Source organism: Actinomycetospora flava, from assembly GCF_037400335.1.
Classification (GTDB): domain Bacteria; phylum Actinomycetota; class Actinomycetes; order Mycobacteriales; family Pseudonocardiaceae; genus Actinomycetospora; species Actinomycetospora flava.
The window spans coordinates 229792-253777 of record NZ_JBBEGM010000005.1; the positions used below are offsets into that span (position 1 = coordinate 229792).

The window sequence follows — 23986 nt, forward strand, 5'->3', positions numbered from 1 at the left end:
CGCCGGTGATGTCCGTCGAAGGTATGACGGTTGTCAGGGCCGCTCGATCCGCCGGATCGTCTCCCGTCCGAACGCCGCCCAGAGCATCCGCGGCGTGACGAGCGCAGGCGGAACAGGGATGTCGGTACGGGCCAGGTCCGGATGCCCGACGATCGGTTCGCGCAGCGCCGACGGCGTCGCCACCGGTCCGTCGACGCGGCCCCGCAGCATGAAGATCGCCGAGCGGGTCGACGCGCCGACGGCGTTGACGACGAAGTCCCAGTCCTTGCCGGCCAGCGCCGAGGTCAGGCTCGCCCAGGCCCGTCCCCGCGGGTCGTCGATGTTCTCGAACCGGTCGGACAGCCACTCCGCGAGACGGCGGACCCACCACGACTCCTCCAGGTCGCCGCCGATCCCCGTCGTCCCGCCCGGTGGCACCAGGTCGGCGCGGAAGAAGGTCAGGCCGTAGGCGGTGGCGACGAGCTCGGCGCAGTAGAAGCTCGGCTCCTCGTCGGTCGCCGCCCACGCGGAAGCGATCTCCGACGCGGCCGAGAACAGCTCCGAGGCGTGCGCCGGCTCGTCCACAGCGATCTCCACGGCCCGCAACGCCACCGCCACGGCGACGAGCTTGACCAGCGAGAAGGTGCCCTCCTCGCCCGGCTCCGGCCGGAACTCGCCGAGGTAGCGCAGCGCCCGAGCCCGCATCGCGGACGACATCGGGATGCAGTAGAGGTCGCGGTGCTTGTCCCACAGCTCACCGAACGGGTCCCAGCGGACGCCACCGACGTCGAAGCCCTCGCCGTCCAGCTTGGTGGCGAGCGCGCTGGCGAGACCGGTGGCCGGCCCGGAGCCGCCGTCGAGGCGCACCGCGATCCCCGAGTGCGAGAAGCGCGTCCCGTCCAGCGACTCCATGAGCTGCCCCAGCGGCTCGCCGGGGATCTGGGTCACCAGGAGTAGGTCGCCCTGCTGCACCTCCCTTGGATCGATACCCCGGAAGGACGTACCCTCATCATTCGCGGTCACGCTGTGTGTCCCTGGAGGCTCGTTGTCATCGTCGGACGGCATCCGCATCCGTGTGCTGGGCGAGGTCGCCGTCGAGGGCGCGTCCGGCGAGATCGGACGACCCGGACGGCGGCTGCGCACCCTGCTCGCGCTCATCGCCGCGGCGTGCAGGGGCACCGTCGCGGTGCCCGCCCTGATCGACGAGATCTGGGGCGAGGATCTTCCCGAGCGGCCCGAGGGCGCCCTCCAGGTGCTCGTCAGCCGCCTGCGCCGCGAGGCCCCCGACGAGGGGACGCGGCTGCCGATCCCGCCGATCGGCGAGACCTACCGCCTCGACCTCCCGCGCGACGCCGTCGACCTGCACCGGTTCCACGACGACGCCACTGCCGCCCTTGCCCCCGACGCGACCCGCGACACCGTGCTCGAGAAAGGCCATGCAGCACTCGCCACCTGGCGCGGCGAACCCTTCGCCGGCACCCCCGTCGGCCCGCGCCTCGACGCCGAGCGCACCCGCGCCCGCGACCGCCGGCTCCGACTGCTGGAGCGGATGGGCGCCACGCTGCTCGACCTCGACCGCCCCGCCGAGGCCGTCGACCTCGTCGCCACCGACCTCGCCGCCGACCGGTCCCGCGAGCGCCTCGCCGTCGTCGCCGCCTCCGGCCTGCACCGCCAGGGCCTCACCGGCGAGGCCCTCGACGTCCTGAGCGCGACGAGACGCTTCCTCCACGACGAGTACGCCGTCGCGCCCGGCGCGGAGATCGAGGACCTCACCCTGCGCCTGCAGGCCCCCGCGCCCAGCCGCCAGCCGAAAGCCACGCTGCTCGGCCGCGACGACGAGCTCGGCGCCGTCCGAGCGCTCGTCGACGCCCCCGGCCGTGGCGCGGTCCTGGTGGTCACCGGCGAGGCCGGCATCGGCAAGACCGCCCTGCTGCGCGCCGCCCGCGAGGAGGCGCAGGCCGCCGGCGCAGTGGTCGGCGGCGGGACGTGCGACGCGGGCTCGCCGCCGTGGACGGCGTGGACGGAGGCGCTCGGCGACCTCGGCGTCGACCCCGTGCACCCCGCCGAACCCGCCCCCGGGCGGGCCCTGCGCGAGCGTCTCGCCGGCCTGTCGGGGCCCGTGCTCGTCACCCTCGACGACGCCCACGTGGCCGACTCGGTGACCCTCGCGGCCCTGCGCGAGCTCGCCCGCCTCGGGCTGCCCGCCGGCGTCGTCGTCCTCGTCGCCGCCCGCGAGCCGGACAGCCACGCCCACCCCGCCTGGAGCGCGACCCACGCCGACCTCGCGCTCCTCGACGCCGTCACCGACCTGCGCCTGCCCGAGCTCGCGCGCGCTGCCGTGCGCGGCCTCGTCGTCCGCGACCTCTCCGGCCTCGCACCCGACGGCGCCGAGCGGGTCGCGGCCGCCCTCTGGGAGCGCACCCACGGGCACGCCCTGCACGTCGCCGCGCTCATCGAGTCGCTCACCGGCCTCGACGAGCCCGACGGGGAGAAGGCGTGCGACGAGCTCGCCACCGCCATCCCCGGGCGCCTGCGGCCCCTGCTCGACCACCAGCTCGCCGGGCTCGGGCCCGACGCGCGGGAGGCCCTCGAGGCGCTGGCGGTGCTCGCCCCGCTCTCGCTGCCCGAGCTCGGCGTCCTGCTGGAGACGACGCCGCGGGCGCTCGCCCAGCACCTGCGCGTCGCCGCCGACCGCGGGCTGCTCGCCGCCACCGCCGACGGGTTCGCCTTCCGGCACGCCCTGACCCGCGACGCCGTGCTCGACGCCGTCCCGCCGGCGAGCGCGCAGACGCTGCACGACGCCCGGTACCGCATCCTCGTCGCGCGAGGCGGCGTCGAGCCGTTCACGCTGCTGCGCCACGCCGTCGGGGCCGGGCCGCTCGTCCCGACCCGCGAGCTGGGCGACGCCCGGCTCGCGGCGGGCACGGCCGCGTACCGCCAGGGCGCGCTCGAGGAAGCCCTCGCTCAGCTCGACGCGGTGCTCGAGACGTCGCACCCGAGCACCGTCGCGCTGCACCGGGGCCTGGTCATGGAAGCGCTCGGACGCCATGACGACGCCGACGAGGTGCTCGACGAGGTCGTCGAGCAGGCCGCGGCGCCCGGCGCGGACCAGGCCGAGGTCGACGACGCGGTGGTCGCCGCCGTCGGGCACGACGCCATGGGGATCAGCGTCGCCGGGCGCCCCCGACGCGCCCGGCGACTCCGGCGCGTTCGGGCGCTGCCGCTCTCGGAGAGGCAGCGCGCCGAGGTGCTGCGCAGTCTCATCCTGGAGGAAGAGCAGCTCCACGGCGACGTGGGAGACCCCACCGCCCTGCCCGAGCTGCTCGCCCTCGCCTCCCAGGGGCTCGCCGACCGCCGCCTGCTCGCCGGCGTCCGCGTCCTCGAGGCCAACCACCTCGTCGACGCGCCCGTGCCCGCCACCCAGCGCCTCGCGGTCTGCGAGCAGGCCTGCCGGCTGGCCGCCGAGACGGGTGAGGACGCCGTGTGGTTCGAGGCCGAGGAGCTGCGCATCGCCGCCCTGCTCGCCACCGGGCGCCAGGACGAGGCCCTCGCCGCGCGCCGCGACCTCGAGCCGCTCGCCGTCGACCGCCACCGGCCGAGGACGATGTGGATGGTCTCGCTGCTCGACGCCGGCCTGACCCTCGCGCGCGGCGACACCGCCGAGGCGGACGAGGCCGCCCTCGCCGCCCTGCACCGCGGCCAGGAGCTCGGGCTGCCCGACGCCGTCGGCGCCTACGGAGTGCACCTGCTCGTCCGGCACCTGCTCAGCGGCACCCTGCCCGCGCTCCAGGGCCTGCCCGCCGGCGCGGCGTCCATGTACCCGCTCGTCGCCGCCTGGTCGGCCGCCGCGTCCGTGGACGCCGCCGTCGCCGGGGACCTCGACACCGCCGCGGCCCACCTCACCGACTGGCACCGCAAGCGGGACGGCCGCGAGGGCGCGCTGTTCGACCGGCCGGGTCTCTGCCTCGCCGCCTGCGCGGCCTTCGCGCTGGGTGACGCCCCGACCGCCGAGGTCGTCCGCCGCGACCTGCCGCCCGACGCCGGCGCCGTGGCGGTGGTCGGCATCGGCTCGGCGACCTTCGGGCCGATCACGCTCTACCAGGGTCTCGCCGCCGCCGTGCTCGGCGAGCGCGCCGAGGCCCGCAAGCTCCTCGCCCAGGCCGCCGCACTCGCCGACGGTCTCGGCTGGGCGCCCTGGGCCGACGCCGCCCGCGGGTTCGCCCGCGTCGTGCGCGCCATGGCGAGCGGGACGGGTCGTCCGGCGGGAGTCCCCACCCTGCCGCCGGACGCCCGCCCGCTCGGGCTGATCCCGCCGTCCTGACGTACCCCCCTCGTCAGGACGGACCGGGCCGTCACCCGTGGCCCCGGACCCCGCGTGGTGGCTGCCCGGGCGGGCCCGCGAGACGATTCGCATCGACTCGCTCCCTCCTGCCGCCGGGCCCGGGGCCCGTGACGGAGAGCAAAGCCCGTCCCGCTTTCACCTACCTTTCGCGCTCCACCGGACGTGACAGACGGAGCTGGTCCGTACGGCCCAATGAGCCAGCGTGTCGGGGCGTTTCGGCGTGCCCCTTCCGCCGTTCGCGGTATGTGGCTTTGTCCCTCGTTGGAGGGACAGATCGGGGTCGTCATTGCTCGGATCGTCGTAGTTCGAAGTGTTACTCCCCGGAGATGCGATCTAGACCACACAGGGCTGAACAGGTGAACGCACGTCATGTCCAGCGGGGTGTCGGTGCGACACGCCGTGAAGTGCGGATACGTGGTGTGTAACGGGTCGGGCAAGACCACGCGATAGCGGGACAAGAACGGCGGGTTCGAAGTTCAACCAAGAGCTTCCCCGGCGTGACAGTCGGTCGGACGGGTGCACACCATCCGTCGCCATCCGGGGGGACATCGAAGTGGCTGGTCGGCTCGCGATAACGGAATCGATTGAGGCAACGGTGCCTGCTCCTCGCGGAGCAGAGCCGGTGTCACCGAGCGTCACTGCTCGCCCGAGCTCGCGCCGTTGGCAGCAGCGCCTCGTGCGCGTCGTCGTCGCCACCGACCTCGCGGTCATCGCCCTGGTCGCGGCCGCCGCCACGATCGTCGGCGACTGGGGCCTCGGGCCCGCCGCCCAGTTCAACCTGGTCTCCGCGACGCTCGTCCTCGCCGGCCTGCTGGTCTTCCGCGCCTGGGACCGCGGGGTGCTCGGTCAGGGCGCCGAGGAGTTCAACCGGGTCCTGCGCGGCACGGCGGCCGCCACGGTCGTCCTCGCGCTGGCCGGGATGGCGCTGAAGGTCGAGCAGGTCCGCCCCTGGATCTTCGGGGTCATCCCCGCCACCGCCGGCGCCCTGCTGCTGGGCCGCTACGCGGTCCGCCGCGCCCTGCACCGCGCCCGCCGCGACGCCCGCTGCATGTCCTCGGTGCTCGTCGTCGGCTCCGAGGCCTCGATCGCCGACCTGGTCGCCCGCACCCGCCGCGTCCCGCACCACGGCTGGACCGTCACCGCCGCCTGCACCTCCACCGGCACCGCCGGCGTCATCGAGATCGCCGGCGTCCCGGTGATCGGCGACCTCGACGACGTCGCCCGCCACGTCCGCGAGCTCGGCATCGAGGTCGTCGCGGTCGCCCCGGCGCCGGGCTGGGGTCCGAAGCGCCTGCACCGCCTCGCCTGGGACCTCGAGGGCGAGGGCGTCGAGCTGGTGGTCGACCCGGGCCTCATGGAGATCACCGGGCCCCGCCTGCACGTCGCGCCGGTCGACGGCCTCCCGCTGCTGCGCCTCACGGAGCCCCGCTGGGGCGGCCCGGCCCGCATCGTCAAGAACATCGTCGACCGCACCGCCGCGACCGCCCTGGTGGTCCTGCTCGCGCCGGTGTTCCTCTTCCTCGCGATCGCGATCCGCCAGGACGGCGGCCCGGTGTTCTACCGCCAGGAGCGCGTCGGCCGCGCCGGCCAGCGCTTCCAGATGATCAAGTTCCGCTCGATGGTGGTCGACGCCGACAAGCTGGTCGACCAGCTCGCCGCCACCAACGAGGGCTCGGGCCCGCTGTTCAAGATGAAGCGCGACCCGCGGATCACCCGCATCGGCGGCGTCCTGCGCCGGCTCTCGCTCGACGAGCTGCCCCAGCTGTTCAACGTCATCGGCGGCTCGATGTCGCTGGTCGGCCCGCGCCCGCCGCTCGAGCGGGAGGTCGCCACGTACGCGGACGACGCCCGCCGCAAGTTCCTCGTCCGCCCTGGACTCACGGGCCTCTGGCAGGTCAGCGGCCGTTCGGACCTCACCTGGGAGGAGTCGGTCCGGCTGGACCTGCGCTACGTCGAGAATTGGTCGCCGGCGCTGGACGTCTCAATTCTCTGGAAGACGGTCGGCGCGATTTTCACTGGCCGCGGCGCTTACTGATCCTGCTGATTTCCTAAGTTCATCGGGGAGAAGTCTGTCATGAACAAGATCATCGAAGACTCCGACGTCAGCACCATCATCCCGGCTCCGCGCTCCGCGAGCCGCGTCGAGACCCAGCTCCAAGGCCGTATCGAAGGATCGCAGGCTCAGGCTTATCATCATCTGCTGGACATCAACCTGCAGGTCTTCGAGTCCGAGGCAGACGCCGCGGAGAAGATCCTCGCGCGCGCTGCAAAGCGTGCACGCGGGACCAGCGTGTACACGTGCAACGTCGACCACGTGATGCTCATGAACACGGACCAGCGCTTTCGCGATGCATACGAGAGCGCTGATGTCGTGACGATTGACGGCGCTCCTCTCGCGCTCCTGTCGAAGTGGACCGGGACGAGCAACGCCTCCCGCGTGACGGGCGTCGACCTCACGGTCGCGATGATCGCCCTGGCCGCCAAGCGCGGGCTTCGCGTCGCGCTGGTCGGTGGAGCCGAGGGACGGGCTACCCGGGCCGCGGCCAACCTCCGTTCCCGATTCCCCGGGCTGCCGGAAATGTTTGTCGACAGCCCCCGCATGGGCTTCGAACACGGAGACAGCGAAGACGACCGGCTCGTGGCTGCGCTCCAGGCCTACCGACCCGACGTAGTCGTCGTCTGCCTTGGGGCTCCGAAGCAGGAGCTTTGGATCGCCCGGCACCGCGCGGACCTCCCTGGCGCCACGCTTGTTGGGGCCGGCGCCACGATCGACTTCCTCTCGGGTTACCAGTCGCGAGCTCCGCAGTTCTTCCAGAAGACGGGCACTGAGGCGGCCTACCGCCTCTGCACCGACTTCCGACGACTGTGGCGGCGCTACCTGGTGCGCGACACCCGTTTCCTCCTGATGTTCGTGACGATCCTCTTGGTCCACGGGGCAGCCACGCTTGGTGTGCCAGTGCACTCGAAGGCTCACCGCCTCGACCGCTGCGCACGCGGGTGCGCCGCCAACCAGCGAACGTGCCACTCGGGTCCCACGGCGCACGGCACTGTGTCAGCGCTCCGCACCCGGCAGCGCATCGGAGCTTGAGCGACAGCTGACGGGCAAGCCAACCATCACGCGACCCGGGTGCTCCGGAGACTCGACAGGGTGGGACGATCGCCACCTCGGACCACCATGAGTTGCAACACCACCCGGAAGGTGACAGTCTCGCATCCTATAGCGGTACTGGGCTGTTCGGGCGTCGACAATCATCCATCTGGTCTATGACCGCTCGATACGTGTGCCGGGCCCCGCCAGCCTCAGGTGAGTCGTGGCCGGGGCCTTCCGGGGTATGGGGGCCCGCAAGTCCATGTCAGATCGCCAGCAGGCTGCGCGGCTTATATCGGTCGCGTACTTGGTCAGCAAGTACCCAGCCGTATCGCACACGTTCATCGAGCGAGAGATCGCAGCTCTGCGCGAACTCGGCGTCAACGTCGAAACCTTCACTGTTCACCCGACTCCTCCGAGTGAACAACTAAATCAGTCCATGATTCGCGAGGCGAGTCGCACCACTTCGTTGCTCGGCAGGCCAAAGAGAGACTACTTGCGTGTGGTCTTATGTTCCCTCGCTCGATCTCCTGGCGCGCTAGTCAGCACCCTGATAACAGCCATATCCGAGTACGGATCGACTGTACGTGGGCGGGTTTGGCAACTCTTCTACCTTGTTGAAGCTCTCGTGCTTGTACATGAGATGCGCCATCGGAACTTGAGTCAAATCCACGTACATCACGCCAATAATGCAGCCGATATCGCGCGAGTCGCGGTCCTATTCGTTGCTCGCCAATCCAATTCTACTTGGCGATGGACCCTCTCCATGCATGGTCCGACTGAGTTTCTCGCGCCGGAATCATTTGACCTCGCAAAGAAGGCTCAGTCAGCAGCCGCGATAGCTTGCATCTCGCACTACTGTAGAAATCAGCTTATCGCGCTCGATCCCGGGATGGAGGGGTCGAAGTTGGAGATAATCCGAATGGGCGTGGACGTCGATACCTACCGTCCGAGAGTCATGAGCTCCACCGATACTCACAAGCCTAGGATTCTCTACGTAGGTAGGCTGGTCAAGGAGAAGGGGGTGATGAACCTTCTTCAGGCGCTCAAAGAGCTTGCTGACGAGGGCGTGGAGTTCGAAGCGGAAATAGTTGGCGCGGGACCTCTCAAAGGCGACATCGCCGCGGCAATTAATGACTTCGGCCTTACAGAATACGTGCGGCTAGTGGGGCCAGTGGGACAAGACAAGCTTCCCCGTCTCTACAATTGGGCAAACGTCTTTTGCTTGCCGAGCTATGCTGAAGGCGTACCTGTTGTTCTCATGGAGGCGATGTCCTCGGAAATTGCGGTGCTTACAACAAGCGTCGCTGGTATTCCCGAGCTGGTGGCTCACGGCGAGACCGGCTTACTCGTTGCGCCGGGAGATGTGTCCGGTTTGACACAAGGGCTACGGGATCTTTGTGCAAACGCCGAGCGGAGAGTTCGGTTGGGCTCCAAAGCGCGAGGAGTGGTGCAACGTGAGTTCCAAGTGCGCCCGAATGCGCAGCGATTACTGGAGACTGTCATACTTCGAGGTTCAGATAACGTCGCGCCGAACGCGGGCTACCCCGCTAGCGGCGACCAAAGCGGGCTCGCCAGATAACGCCTGCGCCGGATAGCTTCGATTTGGAGCCGACAAGTTGACCGATTCAAGTGGGCAAACCTACACCGCCGCCGCGGTGCAGGGTGTCGCGTGGAGAGGTTTAACAACGCTAGCGACACGGCTCCTGCGGGTAGGGGTGTTCTTCGTACTGGCCCGTCTACTCGCGCCGGAAGCTTTCGGAACCGTCGCTCTCGCGGTCGCAATCATCACCGTCCTTCAATTCCTCGCGAGTGGCGGTCTAAGTCAAGCGATCATCCAGCATCCAGCCCTCACCAAGTCGCACCTCGACAGCGTCCTTCTGATAAGTGCGGTGTCCGGCTTCATACTGGGCGGTGCAATGTTCTTCTCGGCGCCTATTGTCGCCGAGTGGATGGGGCAGCAGGAGTTAGGTCCGGTACTGATGGCGCTCAGTGCCATGCCGGTTCTAGTCGGTGCGAACATGGTGCCAGAAGGTCTTCTGTCGCGGGAGATGAACTTTCGAGCGCTGAGCATCCGTCAGCTCGCAGCGACGCTCCTTAGCATTGCTTCTGCGCTCGCACTGGCCTTCGGTGGCGCGGGGGTGTGGGCACTTGTGGTGCAGACTCTCGTGGAAGGCGTCACAAGTACGGTCTTTCTCTGGATGGCTACTGTCCGGTCGTACCGTCCAGGAGCAACCATCTCACGGCAGGCGGTGCGCGAGATGGGCGGCTTCGGGCTGAAGGTAATTGGTATCGATCTGACAGTCCTTGCATCTACGAAGTCAGACGACATCCTTATCGGCGCGGTACTAGGGCCGTCGGCCCTAGGCCTGTACAGCGTTGCTTACCGTCTGTTGACGGTACTACAAGACACTATTCAGGGTGTCTCGAACACAGTTGCCTTTCCTCTCTACTCGCGTCTACAAGGCGCGGGTGACAGGCTGACAAGCGGGTTTATTCGTTCAGCTGGCTTCACTTTCGCGGTTAGCTCGCCGGCCTTTGTCTTCACGGCGGTTGCCTCTCCTCAGCTGGTTCCTGCTCTGCTCGGTCCGCAGTGGTTGGCGGCGGCCCCGGTCATGTCGGTTCTCGCGATCGCGGGTATCGCTACGACAATGGTCGACATCAACAATACATTCCTCCAAGCGACCGGCCGCGCGGGACAGGTCCTTGCGACTTCGCTAGTCGGCTCGCTAGTCAACGTTGTCGGGTTCATCTTGGCGGTCAATTATGGCATCGTCTGGGTGGCCGCGGCGTTCGCAGCTCGGGCCGTCGCGATGGTGCCGGTGACAACATGGCTCGTTTCGAAACACCTCGGCGCGATACGAGGGTATCTCTCGAGTCTCGCCCCCCTTGTTCTCCTGCTTTCGGTCCCTATCTTGGCTGGTGTCGGCGTAGGGCTGGTTGACGAAGCGATTGGGAACGATCTCGTATCCGTAATCCTATGCGCACTCCCGGGGCTTGGTCTCTACTGTGCAGGGCTACGACTCCTGTCGCCTACGACCTTCGAAGACTTGAGGTTGGTCATCATGAAGGCAACGGGACGAACGAAGAAGCGAGAGAGGAAGGCTTCCTGAATGACCGATCCCGACTCGCGAGATTTTCGTGTGACGGCTGTTATTGTGACCTTTAACAGGCGTGAGCTTCTTCTCCAGACACTCTCCGCAGTGCGCCAGCAGACTAGACCTATCGACAAGGTGATTCTGGTCGACAATGGGTCTACAGATGGAACTCGCGGGGCTGAGGAACTTGAGGAGTTCCTGTCTGACAGGAGATTCTCGTATCTTCGCCTCGACCGCAATACCGGAGGCGCGGGCGGATTTAAGGCTGGAATCGAAGCTGCGCTCACCGACCAGGCTGACTGGATCTGGATGATGGACGATGACGTCGCGCCAGAGCCGGATGTCCTCGAGCTACTGCTCGGATACGCGTGCCAGTCTGAACTGGTTCACCCGAGGCGCATTAGTGCTGACGGGTCCGACGCCGACGAGGAGCACTACCTAGACGTTCTGACTGGAAGCCGTACCCGGATCGGAAATCTTTCGTTCAGGAACGGTAAGGACGTCGTCTATTCGAATGTAGCCTGCTTCGAGGGCGCGCTCGTATCGAGGCGGATCGTTGAAACTATCGGTCCGCCAGACGCGAACTACTTCATTGTCGACGATGACACCCTCTTTGGACTGAAGGCATCCGTGCACACGAACGTTGCGTACACGGCGAACGCGCGCATGAGACGGCTACTTCCACCAGGAAGGCCAGCGCCTTGGAAAGCGTACTACCAAGTGAGGAATCGCTTTTACCTCTTTCGAGATGCATGTCGCTATCTCGATATCACGCCGACAACCCCGCAAGTGACTCTCTTCTACCTGGCCCAAGTAATCGAACTACTCCGGTCCGTGAGACAGGGGTTCTCGTATCTTCGCCCGTCAGTTCGCGGCTTTCGCGACGGGATTGTCCAGATGAGAGGAGCTGACTGAGCGGTCTGTATAGAGTCGTACCGCTAGTCGCTCCGTTGAGGAGCGTCGAGGCGACTGCCTAAGTTGGGGGAAGTCAGTGTCCGATAGAACATCGCTCGCGGGAAGCACGGTTACTGATGTGCTCCGTGAAAACTCGAGGCTGATTGTCGCATGCTGTCTCGTTGGGGTACTCGTCGGCGGCCTGGCCGCCCTACTCGTGCCAGTGCGTCACATCGCACAGTCAAAGTTGATTGCCGGGTCAACGAATGTCAGCATATCCGCGGTACCCGCGTTCGCTGAAGCTGGGAAGTCGCTTGCGGAGACGTATAGTCGGGTCTTTTCCGGTGATGAGGTACGTGCTGCCATCGCGCGTGAGTCTCGATCGGATGTCACTGCCCAAGCCGACGGTCGTCTGACCTGGCTCAGTCCTGACGGTTCGACCGTCGAGGCGTCAGCTTCGCCCGTCGCCGGGTCTAGCATCGTGCTAGTGGAAGGTCAAGCGAGCACCGCCACTTCCGCAGCTGACGCGACGAATCTTTCCGCTAGGGCGCTGCGGGAAGTCGTTGCAGGCCTGTTGAGTAACGAACAGAGCCGTGACCGCGCTGTCGACGATCTCCGACAAGCGTACGTGAATCTCTCTAGCGCGCAGGCTCGAGCCGGTGGTGCACGCGGGAGCGATGCCGCAGCGGCTACGGCCGATGTGCGGACCGCGCAGGCGGCTGTGGATGCCTACACGAACCAACTGAACCAAACGATCTCAGACTCTAGCCAGGGAAACGGACTGCAGGAGCTCGCGTCCGCAAGCGTGACCGGCAGCACACGCGCCCGGAACGTCCAGCTCGGCGCGATAGTCGGGTTCGCTATCAGCTTCGTTGGCGCCATGGTGCTTGTTACGCGCGGCGGACCTACTCGCGGCACCCCTCCGACCGCGACAGGCACTGGTGACGGCCGCAGAGACAGTGAATGGCCGAGTTCAGACGTGACGGACCAGTCAGGTCTACCGAACAGCCCTGGCCGCCATACGGGTCGACGCGTTGGACTGACCTGATATGAGGTCCATAGGCCGGCCCGACGACTCTCTGGAAGCAGCGACGGTCCGACTTCCGGCGCTGGGAGCTGGCTCAAGGTCAGAGCCGTGGATAGCGAGGGCAGATCAATGGGGCACTCGGGCCTTCACTCTCGGTCTGGCGGCATCTTGCTTCTCGGGGCATTGGCAGGACTTCGGGGTCCCGCTTCCAATCGATCGTCTGCTCATGGCCGGCGGTGCACTGGCCTGTCTCGCCGCCTTCCGGTCCCGAGGGGGTCAGTTGGAAGGCAAAGCCATCCACGTGGTGATGGTCCTAGCCATTTCTTGGGCCGCGCTTTCTATGGTGTTGGCGGGAACGATGGGTCCTGGCGGACTCTTCGCCCTATTCGACCGATTCGGAGTGGGCCTGTTCCTGGTCTTCGCGATTGCTCCATGCGTATATTGGGAAGACGAGAGTAGAGAGTTCCTGTTCCGGGTCTTCGCAGTATTGGGCATCTATCTAAGTATCGTTTCTATTGGACAGTTGTCGGGCATTCCTAGCCTTGTCTGGCCGTCCTATATTCTCGATCCGAATGTCGGCATCCACATCGAACGCGCTCGGGGCCCGTACGTTGAATCGGTCGCCAACGGGTTAATGCTCAGCTACTCGGCCGCTTTTGCTGTCGGCGTGGCGCTTGTCGATCGATCTCGTCGCTGGCGTGTAGCCGGGGGTGTGGTGGCTGCACTGTGCGCGGTTGGAATTTTACTCACATTGACACGCGCCATATGGCTCGGCGCGGCCGCGGCCGCTATCGCCGCAACGATCCTCATTCCGCAGTTGCGGCGGTTAGCCCTGCCCGGGGCGGTGACTTTAATTCTAGCGGTAGGACTTGTATACACTTTCGTCCCGGGGGTGTCAGAGGGAGCGGAAGCCAGGGCAGAGGACGAGTACCCCGTGTGGGACCGCCTGAACACGAACTCTGCTGGGGCGAGAATGCTTGAGTCCAACCCAGTTGCAGGAATCGGGTGGAACAATTCTGCCAGTAAGATGGTTGAGTACATTCGCCAAGGAGACACTTATCCGGTTTCGGTCTCCTCTGGCCAAGTAGAGATTCACAACGTGTTCCTGTCGCGCCTTGCGGAGATCGGTATCCCGGGCTTTGTGCTATGGCTTGCAGTGCTGGTCATGGCTGTGGTGGCAGCGGTAGTTCGGGTGCCGGACTACTCATCGCTCGAACCGTTGCGGTCGGTCCTGGCAGCTATGCTGATTGTCTGGACATTCGCGGCAATGCTGGGGCCAGCCCCGTACCTTCAACCGAACTATGTGCTGTGGACGGTCGCGGGTGCGGTCTCGTTGGGCTCCCTAGTGAGGCTTCCGCCGCGAGCAAGTACCTGGCCAGTGAAGTAGGTCCGGCGGTTGAGCCAAAGCGGAGGAAACTGAGATGGGCCCAAACAGAGAAGCGGTCGGGCAGGTGCTCAGGACCGCGCAAACGTTCCTGCCAGGGGGCAGCGACGTGAAGTACGCTGTCCAGCGGGCCTACCTGAAGGTTCGACGTAGGCCGTTCGAAGACGATTTTCGCGGAGTTCCTGAGCTTCGTCTAACGCAGGATGCACTCATTCTTGACGTAGGAGCCAACCGGGGGCAGAGCGTTGATGCTCTGGCTCTTACTGCCCCGGGGCGTCGGGTTGTGTCGTTTGAGCCTAATCCGCTTCTGGCTGCGCGCCTTCGGGGGCGTTATGGGAAGCATGCCCATTGGACGCTGGTCGAGGCCGCCGTTGGAAGGCAGGAGGGGACATTTACTCTCTTCATCCCGGCGTACAGGGGTTACGTTTTCGACGGCTTAGCTTCTCTGAATAGAGACGAAGCTGAGACGTGGTTGGCGAGCAGGATATGCAGATTTGATCCAAGACTCCTGAGCATCGAGGAGTTCGAGGTTCAAACTGTGAGCTTGGACGATCTTGCATTGGCTCCGGCGCTAATAAAGATCGATGTCCAAGGATTAGAGTTGGATGTTCTACAAGGGGGTGTTGGAACACTTGAGGCCTACTCGCCTGTGCTGTTGATCGAGACGCCAATCGCCGAGGTCGGTGCGTTTCTGAAGGATCTGGACTACGCGCCGATGCATTGGAGCGGGGACAGACTGGTCGCTGGTAGCGGCGATACTCTAAATACGTTCTTCGTGCGCTCCGGATGAAGTTGTTCGACGGTTTGGATCATCTGAGGGCACGCTCTAACTCGACTCGGGCGGCGTACAGGAAAAGTGCAGGAGGTTGTAATGACATCGGTCGTGATTCCGGCCCATAACGAAGAGACGGTTATCGCCAGGTGCCTGCGACGCCTTTGTGACCGTTGTGACGCGGATCAGTTGGACGTTATAGTCGTGGCAAACGGATGCTCCGATAGGACGGCCGATGTAGCTCGAGAGTTCGAGGGTGTTAATGTCGTAGAGCTCGGTACTGCGAGCAAGGCAGCTGCGCTCAATGCGGGTGATTCGTTGGCGGTTGGCTTTCCAAGGTTCTACCTCGATGCGGATGTAGAGCTGGACTACAAGTCGCTTCTCGTGACGGTAAACGCCATGGAGGAGTCAGGTGCTGAGGTGGCCGCGCCGAAGCTTGAGTGGGCCGATGCTGGGCGAAGTTTCGCGGTTAAGTCGTATTATCGAGTGTGGGAAAAGATGCCGTATGGACAAGATAACCTGGTAGGCGTTGGCGTATACGCTCTGAGTAGAGCCGGCCGGGGTCGATTCGAGGACTTTCCGGCGATTATCGCTGATGATCTGTTTATCCGAAACATTTTTCCGCCCGAACTCCGACTTACGGTTGAGTGCGCGTCATTCCTAATTCATCCACCGTACAACCTTCGAAATCTCTTGAGAATGTTGACGCGCCAGTGGGTGGGTAACGATCAGTTGGCGAGTCAGCGGGAGGTCCTGACCGAGGAAGATCGCTGGAGCCGACGTATCGGCTGGCTGAAGGCTAGATGGAGTGTGCTGGCCGAAGACCGGAGTCTATGGATGGCGGTGCCCGTGCATGCTCTCATTTATGGAAGTGCGCGTGTCGCTGCGCGTTATAAGCGGGTCAGAGGTGACTACTCGTGGGGAAGGGATCTCTCATCGAGGCGACTCAATTAGACGTACGGACTCGAAACAGTCTAGCCAAACGCCCAGAAACAGGAGAACGACATGGCCGCCGCGAACGAGTTCTCGGGATCGAGCGATCCGCATACGGCGAATCTGGGTAATCCCTTGATGCGCCGACTTTTCGACCTTAACAGCGCCGGTTCGTTGGTCGCGAGAGCGCGTCACCGACGCTGGGAGCAATTGTATTCGGAGTTTCCATCTTTCGATGATATGAGTGTGGTGGACCTTGGAGGCTCTGTGGTCTCGTGGTCGTCCGCGCCGATGCGTCCTGCGAGGCTCGTGGTGGTGAACTTGAACGTTCAGGACGCGAAGGTCGATGGTGTCGAGACACGGCAGGGCGATGCGACGGACCTTCCGAGCAGTCTGTTCGCAGAGTCATTTGACCTGGTCTACTCCAACTCACTTCTTGAGCACGTTGGTGGTCACTTCCAGCGCTACCGCGTCGCGGAGAACGTGCGCCGACTCGCCGAACGGCATTGGGTGCAGACCCCCTACCGTTACTTCCCGATCGAACCGCATTGGCTGTTCCCGGGGTTGCAGTTCTTGCCCTACGAGGCGCGGGTTCAGGTATCGATGCGTTGGCGGTTCGGCCACATGAGGGCCACCACGCGCGCTGAGGCCGAGGCATTGGTGAACGAAGTGGAGTTGGTCAGTGTCTCGCAGATGCAGAATCTCTTCCCTGAATCCGGGATTCTGCGAGAAAGGTTTCTTGGCTTGACGAAGTCCCTCATCGCGGTGCGGAATGGCGAAGGTGGCCGGTAAATTGTGAGCAGCTTCTAAAGGTTGCTCGCGAATCCTGGTTCCGGGCCCAGCGGGCCGCCGCACGCGGTCGATGTCGAGTGACCTACGTGAAGCCATCTACAAGTGTGCGGTAGGATTGCGCCGTTTCACGACCGAGGTTGCCTGGATCCAGATTGGATAAATCGGGCGGGCCCGGCGGTCGGCTGTCTGCGGCCAGTTCGGCGACTCTAAGGGTATCGTCGATCGTACCGTTCGACAGGTGTACCCAGCCCGTGCCGACAGTAGCTGCGAGCTCTCGCATAGTAGGCGTGTCGGTGACCACTATAGGAGTGTGCAGAGACAGAGCGAGTAGGGCGGCACCCGAGTGAAGTGCGGTGGTCCGTGCGTACGGCAGCACAACGACGTCTGCCGCCGCGTGCCAAGTGGGCACTTCGGTGGCGGGAACCGCGCCTAGTCGGACCTCGACGTTCGGGCCAGCGTTAAGGGCGGCTCTCGAAACCTCGATTGCGTAGTCAGGGTCGTACTCAGCTTCTCGCCCTACTACTATTAGGCGGAACCCGTTCGAGCCCCTTTCAGCATAACCCTGGATAAGACTATCGATTCTCTTATATCGCTTCACTCTACCGAGAAGTAGGAGTACTCTTGTTTGTCCGGGCAGGCGAAGTCGTTCTCGGGCTGCTTTTCGCGTAGGTGGGTGCGGGTAGCCGTTGCGATAGTGCGAATGTGGTATCACGCAGAGTGAAGTCTTCCTTAGTCTTGGATAGCGGTCTAGAAGTTGGGGAATAGATGCCTGGTCGAGGCTGATGAGAAGGTCTACGAATCGCATGAAGGTGGCAACGTAAGCTCTGTAGATTCTGGGATGAGGCATGTCGTGCGGGCCGAGGTCGTGCCCGGTCCATACGAGCTTTGTTCCTTGCGCCTTGGCTGCCGCGAGGAGAGCGAGCACCTTTGCGGCATCTGCGGTAGCGTAGAATGGTCCCCGTCGCCATTCAACCAGCTGCTCAGGCCAATGAATGTGAATTATATTGTATCGGCGCAGGAGGCCTCGCCTAGTGTAGTCGTCGACCGAGATTCCGTCGGTTCTAACTGCTTCGTAGAGATCCGTGATATACGGATTTTCGTCGGCTGATTGGTATGCTGGATAGGCCAGCACTCGGATATGTTCATCACCCATGGTTGCATCTTGCCACGCGGGATCGGGCGCTACGTAAATGGATCGGCGTAATCAGGCGGGCATCGGATGACGCAAGTGATGGTGCGTCCGCAGCTACGGTGCGAGTCCTCGTCGCCCGCGCTCGGGATCAGGCTGGTTGTTGCGGTCTCGCTAGACGACGTCTGGAGCGACGAGAGCGCCGGTGGTTGGGCAGCGACCGCCGTCCGAGCAGCGTGTCCTGCGTCCGTTCCTGGCATTCCCCTGAGCCCGCACCGCGCACCGGGTAGGCAGGCGACGTCGTCGTCAGGGGCTCGGTCGACCTCGGTTGAGCCGCCGCCAGTACCAGGACGGGAGCACGCGGCCGGAGCGAGTGGCAGCCGAGCCGAACCCGGCAATCGCCGAGGATCTGCAGTTCAACGTGGGCGTCGCTCCCACTCACTCGTGGTCCGGGCCTGGGCCGAACGAGCCCAGACTGATGATGCCGTCCCCGACGGTGTCTCCGGACTCGACGAGTGTGTCGATGCCCTCGTCGTCGAGCGCGCCCCTGACCCGTGCGGTCGCTCGAGCGGTCCGGTCCGGTCGCGGCCACGAAAGCCTGGAGCGCGGCGCCGGCGCGTTCCCTCGGCCTGGCGGCGTCCGTGATCGCTCCTGGGGTCGCCCGGAAGTCGCGCCCATTGCCCGGCACGGCTCACCCCGGATCTCACCCCAGCCCCCGGCTACGACGGTCCTGCCAGGTCGACCCGTGCGCCGGAGGTGCTTTCGGAATCTTCGCGAACGGACCTTGCCGAGCGATCTCGTGTGCCAGACTCCGGCTGCCGCTGCCCGAGGGCGCCCGGGGGGAGTGATCGGTGACCGAGAGTCCTCGGTGGGGCTTCGCGGGGCTCACGGACGAGGAGTACCGCGCGTTCGCCGTGGATGCGGAGCAGTCGGCGCCGTCGCCCCGACCGGTCGAGCCATCCGCGCCGCCGTCCCGGGGCCCAGTGTCGGTGACGACGGACGGGCACGGGCGGGTCGTCGCGGTGGAGATCGCGCCGGACTGGCGTTAGCACCTCGAGCCGCGCGAGCTGGGCGTACGACTGCTGCAGGAGTTCCACGACGCCCTTGCCCAGACCCTGGAAGCGCCACCTGAGCCCGCGGCATCGTCGGAGGACGCCCCGGACCTCCGGCCCTGGGGAGGAGACCCGAGGCGTCTTGTCGAGGAGGCGGTTGCCGACGCGCGTCGTCTCTCCGCGGCCCTGCGCCGTCACCGCACGGCAGAGGCCGACATCCGCAGCGCCCGGGGCCACGTTCGAGGCCGCACGGTCGGGGTCGCGGTCACCGAGGTCGAGGTGGACGCGGCGTGGGCGTCGGGGGCGCACCGAGTCGAGATCGAGGCCGAGGCGCTCGAGGTCCTGCGACGGCTGCAGGAGGCCGCCGCCCCCGGACGGCTCGTCCACGGCCCGGCGAGCGACGCCGCCCGGGTGCTCGCCCGGCTCGGGCGCGACCCCCGGGCGATCATCCGCGCGGCGGGGCTGACCTGATGACCGACCCGGTGCCGGGCCCCCGCCTGCAGGCCGAGCTGGACGCGCTGCGTCGCGACGTCGGCACGTGGCACGAGGCGTCGCAGTCGCTCGCGGAGCCCACGGCGGCGTTCTCCTATCTCGGCGAGTCCGCCGGTCTGCCTGCGGCGTACGCGGAGATCCAGCAGCGGATTCCGGAGCTGCTCGGACAGGCGCAGGAGGCGATGGGGGCGATGGGGGACACGCTCGTCTCCGCCGCCGACACCTACCAGCGTGAGGACGGGGAGGCCGCGGCTCGCCTCGACCCGCAGGGACGGGGAGGGAGATAGCCCATGGCTCCGGCCGACGACGCCGCGGCCGCCGCCGTCGAGCTGCACGGCAGCATCCAGGAGTTCTCCACGACGATCGACGAGGTGATCACCTACCTGCGGCGGCTCGACCCGATGTAGCCCGTGATCCCCGCGATCCAGGTCGGCATGCGCGAGCTGGGGCAGAAGGTCGAGGAGCTGCGCGCGCGCATCGACGAGCTCCTCGCGCGCCGCGGCGACTCCGACCTGCTCCGTCGCGTCGCCGACCAGTGGTCGCGCTCGGGCAACGCGATCGGGGCGACGGCCGGCGCCGTCGCCGCCGACCGGATGGTCACCACCGTCGAGTGGGACGGGAGCGCCGCCGAGGCCTGCCGTCTCTCCGTCCCCCCTCAGTCGGCCGCGCTGGAGACGGTGCAGGCCGCCGGGACGCAGCTCTCGACGTCGCTGCACGCGATGGCCGACGCCATCGACAACTTCTGGATCGCGGTCGGCATCGCGCTGGGCGCCGCCGTGGTGGGTGTCGTGGGGGCGATCACGACGGCGATGGGCGTCGTCACCGCGCCGGCCGCCGTCGCCGTGGCCGCGACCGCGCTCGGGGTCGCCATCGCCGCCATCGCCGTCGGGGTCACGCAGGGTGTCCTCGTGGTCCAGCGCTCCGAGACGGAGATCCGGGCGATCTCGCAGCGCATGGTCGACCTGGGGCGGGCTGGCCGCGCGCGACGCCCGAGGCGCGCAGCGCCATGGCCGACGCGACGACCGGCGACGGCACCCCCTCGCAGTGGAGGCCGCGATGACGTCGACACCCCACGGATCCCCGACGGCCTCGTGGAGCTGGGTCGCCCACGAACACACCCGGTCGATCCGCACGCTCGCGGCGTGGTGCCTCGGAGCGTGCCTGGTCGCCGCGACCGCAGTGATGGTGCTGGTCCTGCCGCGGCTCGTCCCGCTCGTGACCGTCTTCTGCCTCCTGGTCGCCGCCCCAGACGATGAAGGCGTTCCGGCGCGTGACGGTCAACGGGTTCATCGACCGTCGCAGTTTCCGCCGCTTCGCCCTCTTCCTTGGCGGGCTGGCCACGCTGAGCTGGGTGGTCGGCGTCGTGGGGGCGGTCGTCGGGTCGCAGACCTCGCAGAGCGGGATCGCGCCGGTCGCCGCGACGGTCGTCGGGAGCTTCGCGCTCGCCGCGCTCGGGGTGGTGTTCGCGACGAGGCTGCCGGCCGCGAGCACGCAGTAGCGGCGAGCGCTCAGGCGACGGGGTCCTTCGTCCGGATCATGGGCGCCTCGAGGCAGGCGCGGTGGAACGCCTCGCGCTCGTCGGCCTCGCGGCGCGCCTCGTCGAGCGCGGCCTCCTCGGCGCTCGCGCTGTCACGCAGACCGTCCTCGTCCGACTCGGCTCGGGTCGCGGCGAGCTCGGTCTCCTGCAGACGGGCGCGGACGCCGACGAGGCGGGAGAGGAGCTCGCGCACTCGGTCGACCCGACCGGGAGTCCGGCGGGCGGCGCGGACCTCGTCGGTGAGCCTGCCCTCGAAGGATCGGAGGGCGGCGACCTGCTCCTCGAGCCGGCGACGCCGCGCGGTGACGGCGGCGAGGCGGGTGCTGGGGAGATCCTGAACGGCGGTCACGGGTTCACCTCGGGTTCAGGCGCGGACGGAGGTCGCGACACGCCACCGATCGGGCGGCTGTCACTGTGCGTGTCGCATTGCCGGAAGAGCCGTTACGGATCAGTCGATTCACCTACTTGGGTGAGGCTAAGTGCGTAGCGAAACGGCAGTCAGGTAGCGATCTGTAGTCAACGGGGTCCGCGCGGGCCTCGGTGAGTGACAGATCGGCGAGACCGGGGGGCAGGCGATGAGCACGACGGAGTCGGGACGGGAACCGGGCGATCGGACGCCCGTGTTCGTCGACGCCAGTGGGCGTCGGCGGCGCGGGGTGCTGGTGCTGGGCTATCTCGGGGCGTCGGCGGCCACGGCCTACCTCGCCGCCTTCGGTCTCACGCTGGGCACGACGACGGTGGCGTTGCAGCCGGTCGGCGCGACGCTCGTGCCGACCCCGTCCGCACCCGACGACGAGGGCGATGAGGGCGCACCGGAGGAGCCGGAGATCGAGCCGGCGGCCGCGCAGGCCGTGACCGTCGCGACCCACCACGCCGCGCCACACAGCGAGCGCGCGAGCACCCACCACACCCGCGCCGAGCGTCCGCACCACGTCGTCGCACCCCGCGCCGAGCCCGTCCGGCGGGTGGAGCTGCGAGTGGTGCGGGCGCCACAGCGCGTTGTGACAACCACGCACACGACCGTCGTCACCCGGGAGATCCCGCGGGCGACCACGCATCACCACCAGCACCGGACGCACACGACCCACCGGCACACGACCGTGCACGGGACGCCCACCCACGGGTCGAGCGGGTCCACCGACGCGGCCACTGCCGACGTGCTCCACACCGGGCACACGTCGACGTCGACGCAGGCGTGACCGTGGCCGCCCACCGCGCCGCCGCGCCCACCACGAATCGTCGCCGCATCCTGCCCCGACCTGGCGTGGTGTTCGTCGTCGTCGGCCTGCTGCTGTTCAGCTGCCTGCTCGTCGTCGACGGGCTCGCGCGCTCGCAGGTCGGCGTCGACGCCGTCACGCAGACCACCGAGCCCAGCGCTACCGACGGCGTCCCGCCCGCGATCACCGACGGCGGGCCGGTGATCGATGCCCGCGGAGCCATTCCGGCGAGCGCGCGGATGCCCGCGAAGACCGTCGCGCTGACGTTCGACGACGGCCCGGACCCGACGTGGACGCCGCGGGTCCTCGAGGTGCTGCGCCGCCACCAGGTGCCGGCGACGTTCTTCGTGGTCGGCTCCAACGCCGCGCGCCATCCCGATCTGCTGCGCGACATCCGCGCGGCCGGCTCGGAGGTCGGGCTGCACACGTTCACCCACCCCGACCTGTCGCAGGCCTCGGACCTGCGCATCGACCGCGAGCTCACCGAGACCCAGCTCGTGATCGAGGGCGCGACGGGGGAGTCGAGCTACCTGCTGCGTCCGCCGTACTCGTCGACCGCGGACGCGGTCACCGCCGACGCCCTGCGCTCCTTCGAGGCGGCCGGGCGCGACGGGTACGTCACCGTCCTCTCCGACACCGACAGCCGCGACTGGGAACGCCCCGGCGTCGACGCCATCGTCCGCAACGCCCAGCCCGCGAACGGGGCGGGCGGCATCGTCCTGCTCCATGACGCCGGCGGCGACCGCTCGCAGACCGTCGCCGCGCTCGACCGGCTGATCCCGGAGCTGCAGGCGCAGGGCTACCGCTTCGTCACCCCCGAGGTCGCGGTCGGGCTGCCCGCCGACAACCGCCCGGTGTCGACCGCCGACCACCTCGCCGGCGCCGTCGCGATCGGCCTGGTCGCGGTGGCCGGCGTCGTCGTCGACGTCCTGACCTGGCTGCTGCTGGTGGTCGGGGTGCTGGTGGTGGCGCGCCTGGTGCTGATGCTGGTGGTCGCGGTCCGGCACCACCGGGCGCGGCACCGGCCCGGCTTCACGTGGGGCCCGCCGGTGACCGCGCCGGTGTCGGTGATCGTCCCGGCCTACAACGAGAAGGAGAACATCGCGGCGACCGTGCGCTCGCTGGTGGTGAGCGAGCACCCCGTCGAGGTGATCGTCGTCGACGACGGCAGCACCGACGGCACCGCCGAGATCGTCGAGTCGCTCCGGCTGCCGCGCGTGCGGGTGCTGCGCCAGGCCAACGGCGGCAAGCCGTCAGCGCTGAACGCCGGGATCGCGCACGCCCGTCACGAGCTGATCGTCATGATCGACGGCGACACCGTGTTCGAGCCGTCGACGGTGGGTCGGCTGGTGGCGCCGTTCGCGGACCCGTCGGTGGGAGCGGTCGCGGGGAACGCGAAGGTCGCCGGGCAGGCCCAAGGACGAATCTGGGCGAGGCTGATCGCGCGCTGGCAGCACATCGAGTACGTCATGGGCTTCAACGTCGACCGCCGCGTCTACGACGTGCTGCGCTGCATGCCGACGATCCCGGGCGCGGTCGGGGCGTTCCGACGGGGCGTGCTGCTCGAGGTCGGCGGGGTCAGCGACGACACCCTCGCCGAGGACACCGACCTCACCATGGCGATCTGCCGCACCGGGTGGCGCGTGGTCTACGAGGACTCCGCCCGCGCCTGGACCGAGGCGCCGGCGACCCTGCCGCAGCTGTGGCGACAGCGGTACCGCTGGAGCTACGGGACGATGCAGTCGATATGGAAGCACCGCCGCGCGGTGCTCGAGTCCGGCGCGTCGGGCCGCTTCGGTCGGGCGGGGCTGGCGCACCTCGCGGTGTTCCAGGTGCTGCTGCCGCTGCTCGCGCCGCTGGTGGACATCTTCCTGGTCTACGGGCTGCTGTTCCTCGACCCGGTGACGACGCTGGTGGCGTGGTCGGCGGTGCAGGGGATGCAGCTCGTCGCCGCGGTGATCGCGTTCCGGCTGGAGCGCGAACCGATCGGCGTGCTCTGGCTGCTGCCGCTGCAGCAGATCGTCTACCGGCAGCTGATGTACGCGGTGCTCATCCGGTCGGTGGTCACCGCCGTGGGCGGCATCCGGCTGGGGTGGCAGAAGCTGCGGCGCGTGGGCGGGCTGGAGGTGCACCTCCAGGAGCCGGCCGTGTTCCCGACGCCGCCGGACGCGCCGGAGCCGGCGCCGCGCGGGCGGCTCGTCGTGCTCAGCAGGAGGTGACCGATGTGGCACGGTCACCGCGTGATCGTCG

At 67.3% G+C, this 23986-nt stretch carries 21 protein-coding genes; 17 read left to right on the forward strand and 4 right to left on the reverse strand.

Going from position 1 to position 23986, the window contains the following annotated elements; translation table 11 throughout:
* Positions 1-33 precede the first annotated feature (33 nt).
* On the reverse strand, positions 34-927 hold the full coding sequence (locus WCD58_RS14610; protein WP_337703774.1) for a hypothetical protein: 894 nt from the start codon (positions 925-927) through the stop codon (positions 34-36).
* 97 nt (positions 928-1024) lie between these two features.
* Between WCD58_RS14610 and WCD58_RS14615 the strand changes: the two genes are divergently transcribed.
* The 3 genes from WCD58_RS14615 to WCD58_RS14625 all read left to right on the forward strand — a co-directional run bounded on the left by WCD58_RS14615 (position 1025) and on the right by WCD58_RS14625 (position 7409).
* A complete protein-coding gene (locus WCD58_RS14615) occupies positions 1025-4300 on the forward strand; it encodes an ATP-binding protein (protein ID WP_337703775.1) in 3276 nt (1091 codons plus the stop codon).
* Positions 4301-4997: 697 nt separating this feature from the next.
* The gene (locus WCD58_RS14620) at positions 4998-6356 is read left to right on the forward strand and encodes a sugar transferase (RefSeq protein ID WP_337703776.1); all 1359 of its coding nucleotides are present in this window, start codon (positions 4998-5000) and stop codon (positions 6354-6356) included.
* Positions 6357-6395: 39 nt separating this feature from the next.
* Positions 6396-7409 carry a WecB/TagA/CpsF family glycosyltransferase gene (locus tag WCD58_RS14625; protein WP_337703777.1) on the forward strand — a complete coding sequence of 338 codons (1014 nt, stop codon included), beginning with the start codon at positions 6396-6398 and terminating at the stop codon, positions 7407-7409.
* A gap of 265 nt (positions 7410-7674) precedes the next feature.
* On the opposite strand, the gene WCD58_RS14630 is transcribed toward WCD58_RS14625, so the two are convergent.
* Positions 7675-7815: a hypothetical protein gene (locus WCD58_RS14630; protein ID WP_337703778.1), complete on the reverse strand. Its 141-nt coding sequence runs from the start codon at positions 7813-7815 to the stop codon at positions 7675-7677.
* A 360-nt stretch (positions 7816-8175) separates the two neighbouring features.
* Between WCD58_RS14630 and WCD58_RS14635 the strand changes: the two genes are divergently transcribed.
* From WCD58_RS14635 to WCD58_RS14665, 7 genes are all read left to right on the forward strand, one after another.
* Positions 8176-8991, forward strand: coding sequence for a glycosyltransferase (locus WCD58_RS14635; RefSeq protein WP_337703779.1), 816 nt, complete (start codon positions 8176-8178; stop codon positions 8989-8991).
* Positions 8992-9067: 76 nt separating this feature from the next.
* Positions 9068-10522 carry a lipopolysaccharide biosynthesis protein gene (locus WCD58_RS14640; protein ID WP_337703780.1) on the forward strand — a complete coding sequence of 485 codons (1455 nt, stop codon included), beginning with the start codon at positions 9068-9070 and terminating at the stop codon, positions 10520-10522.
* Positions 10523-11422, forward strand: a complete 900-nt coding sequence (locus WCD58_RS14645; protein WP_337703781.1) for a glycosyltransferase — start codon at positions 10523-10525, stop codon at positions 11420-11422. It abuts the gene before it with no gap.
* A gap of 1232 nt (positions 11423-12654) precedes the next feature.
* Positions 12655-13815 carry an O-antigen ligase family protein gene (locus WCD58_RS14650; protein WP_337703782.1) on the forward strand — a complete coding sequence of 387 codons (1161 nt, stop codon included), beginning with the start codon at positions 12655-12657 and terminating at the stop codon, positions 13813-13815.
* Positions 13816-13921: 106 nt separating this feature from the next.
* Positions 13922-14602, forward strand: coding sequence for an FkbM family methyltransferase (locus WCD58_RS14655; RefSeq protein ID WP_337703783.1), 681 nt, complete (start codon positions 13922-13924; stop codon positions 14600-14602).
* An 81-nt stretch (positions 14603-14683) separates the two neighbouring features.
* Complete coding sequence (locus tag WCD58_RS14660; RefSeq protein WP_337703784.1) at positions 14684-15538, forward strand: glycosyltransferase; 855 nt, start codon at positions 14684-14686, stop codon at positions 15536-15538.
* 51 nt (positions 15539-15589) lie between these two features.
* The gene (locus WCD58_RS14665; RefSeq protein ID WP_337703785.1) at positions 15590-16309 is read left to right on the forward strand and encodes a class I SAM-dependent methyltransferase; all 720 of its coding nucleotides are present in this window, start codon (positions 15590-15592) and stop codon (positions 16307-16309) included.
* Between the two features lie 82 nt (positions 16310-16391).
* On the opposite strand, the gene WCD58_RS33660 is transcribed toward WCD58_RS14665, so the two are convergent.
* Complete coding sequence (locus WCD58_RS33660) at positions 16392-17462, reverse strand: glycosyltransferase family 4 protein (protein WP_373696226.1); 1071 nt, start codon at positions 17460-17462, stop codon at positions 16392-16394.
* An 827-nt stretch (positions 17463-18289) separates the two neighbouring features.
* Here WCD58_RS33660 and WCD58_RS14670 point away from each other — a divergent pair.
* From WCD58_RS14670 to WCD58_RS14690, 5 genes are all read left to right on the forward strand, one after another.
* A complete protein-coding gene (locus WCD58_RS14670) occupies positions 18290-18487 on the forward strand; it encodes a hypothetical protein (RefSeq protein WP_337703786.1) in 198 nt (65 codons plus the stop codon).
* 282 nt (positions 18488-18769) lie between these two features.
* A complete protein-coding gene (locus WCD58_RS14675; protein WP_337703787.1) occupies positions 18770-18961 on the forward strand; it encodes a hypothetical protein in 192 nt (63 codons plus the stop codon).
* Positions 18961-19269: a hypothetical protein gene (locus WCD58_RS14680; RefSeq protein ID WP_337703788.1), complete on the forward strand. Its 309-nt coding sequence runs from the start codon at positions 18961-18963 to the stop codon at positions 19267-19269. Before WCD58_RS14675 ends, WCD58_RS14680 begins: the two co-directional genes overlap by 1 nt.
* A gap of 123 nt (positions 19270-19392) precedes the next feature.
* On the forward strand, positions 19393-20238 hold the full coding sequence (locus WCD58_RS14685; protein WP_337703789.1) for a hypothetical protein: 846 nt from the start codon (positions 19393-19395) through the stop codon (positions 20236-20238).
* Positions 20239-20252: 14 nt separating this feature from the next.
* On the forward strand, positions 20253-20480 hold the full coding sequence (locus WCD58_RS14690; protein ID WP_337703790.1) for a hypothetical protein: 228 nt from the start codon (positions 20253-20255) through the stop codon (positions 20478-20480).
* Positions 20481-20490: 10 nt separating this feature from the next.
* Here WCD58_RS14690 and WCD58_RS14695 read toward each other — a convergent pair whose 3' ends face one another.
* Positions 20491-20868 (reverse strand): hypothetical protein, encoded by a 378-nt coding sequence (locus WCD58_RS14695; RefSeq protein ID WP_337703791.1) that lies wholly within the window; start codon positions 20866-20868, stop codon positions 20491-20493.
* 226 nt (positions 20869-21094) lie between these two features.
* Between WCD58_RS14695 and WCD58_RS14700 the strand changes: the two genes are divergently transcribed.
* Together WCD58_RS14700 and WCD58_RS14705 are read left to right on the forward strand one after the other, a co-directional pair.
* Positions 21095-21718, forward strand: a complete 624-nt coding sequence (locus tag WCD58_RS14700) for a hypothetical protein (protein ID WP_337703792.1) — start codon at positions 21095-21097, stop codon at positions 21716-21718.
* On the forward strand, positions 21715-23955 hold the full coding sequence (locus WCD58_RS14705) for a bifunctional polysaccharide deacetylase/glycosyltransferase family 2 protein (protein ID WP_337703793.1): 2241 nt from the start codon (positions 21715-21717) through the stop codon (positions 23953-23955). The genes WCD58_RS14700 and WCD58_RS14705 overlap by 4 nt, the downstream gene beginning before the upstream one ends.
* Positions 23956-23986: the final 31 nt, after the last annotated feature.